Raw genomic sequence first — 1,028 nt, 5'->3', positions numbered from 1 at the left:
CCCGTATACAACGGCGGGGTTACCCCCCTTACCCCCTCCCCCACGCTGGGCCGCGGGTACGGCGCCGGGCGCCAGGGCCCCTAGGCCATTTCGTTTGGATCAGCCGGTCGTTGGTCCGGGAGGGCCGTCGACTGATGCGCAGTGGGCGCGGATCGAGCGGTTGCTCCCGGACCGGACGCCGAAGCGGTGTGGCCGCTGGCGGGACCATCGTGAGGTGATCGACGCGATCGCCTTCAAGTTCCAGACCGGTACCCAGTGGGTGCACCTTTGGGAAGAGGTGGTGGCTTTGCGGAGTGGGGCGCCGGTCTGCCTATGCTCAGGCCCACGGCACTGGAATGGGAACAGATCATCGTCGACTCCGCGGCCCCCGTCGCTCTCGGGCGCTGGTGGGCTGAGGCTCTCGGCTGGGTTGTGGCCGACGAATCCGAGGAGATCATCGAGATCCGGCCTGAGCCGGACCGGATGCCGGGCCTGCTTTTCGTGCCTATCCCCGAGGGCAAGTCGCCCAGGTCAGGTCACCCCCGACCGACTGTCTTCGCTGCCAAAGGACAACGACGCCAGATGACGAGGCTGCCGCTGTAGCCGTGCCGAGGTAGACGTACCCGCGCTTGTCGTAACGGGTGGCGACCGCTCGGGACTGCTTGAGCCGGTTGATGGCCCGTTCGACGGTGTTGCGCTTCTTGTACCGCTCCTCGTCGAAGGCTGGTGGTCGTCCGCCATGTGAGCCTTTGCGCAAGCGGGCGGCCTGACTGTCGACCTTCTCCGGGATGGTGCGCCGGATGCCCCGACTGCGCAGGTAGTCGCGGCATGGCCCGTTGCTGTACGCCTTGTCCGCCGCCAGGCTGTCCGGCTTCCTGCGGGGCCTGCCCAGCCCGATGCGGGGAACGCGGATCTTCTCCAGGACGGGCTTGAACTGGGTGCAGTCCGCTCGCTGCCCCGGCGTGACGATCAGGGACAGCGGGCGGCAGCGACCGTCAGCACTCAGGTGGAGCTTGCTGGTGAACCCGCCCCCGCGAGCGGCCCAGGCC

1 protein-coding gene and 2 pseudogenes are annotated in these 1,028 nt (G+C 68.4%); 2 read left to right on the top strand and 1 reads right to left on the bottom strand.

Features of this window, described 5'->3' with window-relative positions:
* Positions 1-94 precede the first annotated feature (94 nt).
* Both ACJA3G_RS37550 and ACJA3G_RS37545 read left to right on the top strand, forming a co-directional pair.
* Positions 95-259: pseudogene (locus ACJA3G_RS37550) on the top strand (transposase); the annotation flags it as partial.
* A gap of 53 nt (positions 260-312) precedes the next feature.
* Positions 313-505: pseudogene (locus ACJA3G_RS37545) on the top strand (VOC family protein); the annotation flags it as partial.
* Here the strand turns inward: ACJA3G_RS37545 and ACJA3G_RS37540 are convergent.
* Complete coding sequence (locus ACJA3G_RS37540) at positions 485-949, bottom strand: transposase (protein WP_406557480.1); 465 nt, start codon at positions 947-949, stop codon at positions 485-487. The pseudogene ACJA3G_RS37545 and the gene ACJA3G_RS37540 sit on opposite strands and share 21 nt — an antisense overlap.
* Positions 950-1,028 lie beyond the last annotated feature (79 nt).

It is taken from the genome of Streptomyces sp. YS-3 (assembly GCF_045257485.1).
GTDB lineage: Bacteria > Actinomycetota > Actinomycetes > Streptomycetales > Streptomycetaceae > Streptomyces.
Note: the sequence above shows the minus strand (reverse complement) of the source record. Positions and strands in the feature narration are given on the sequence as shown.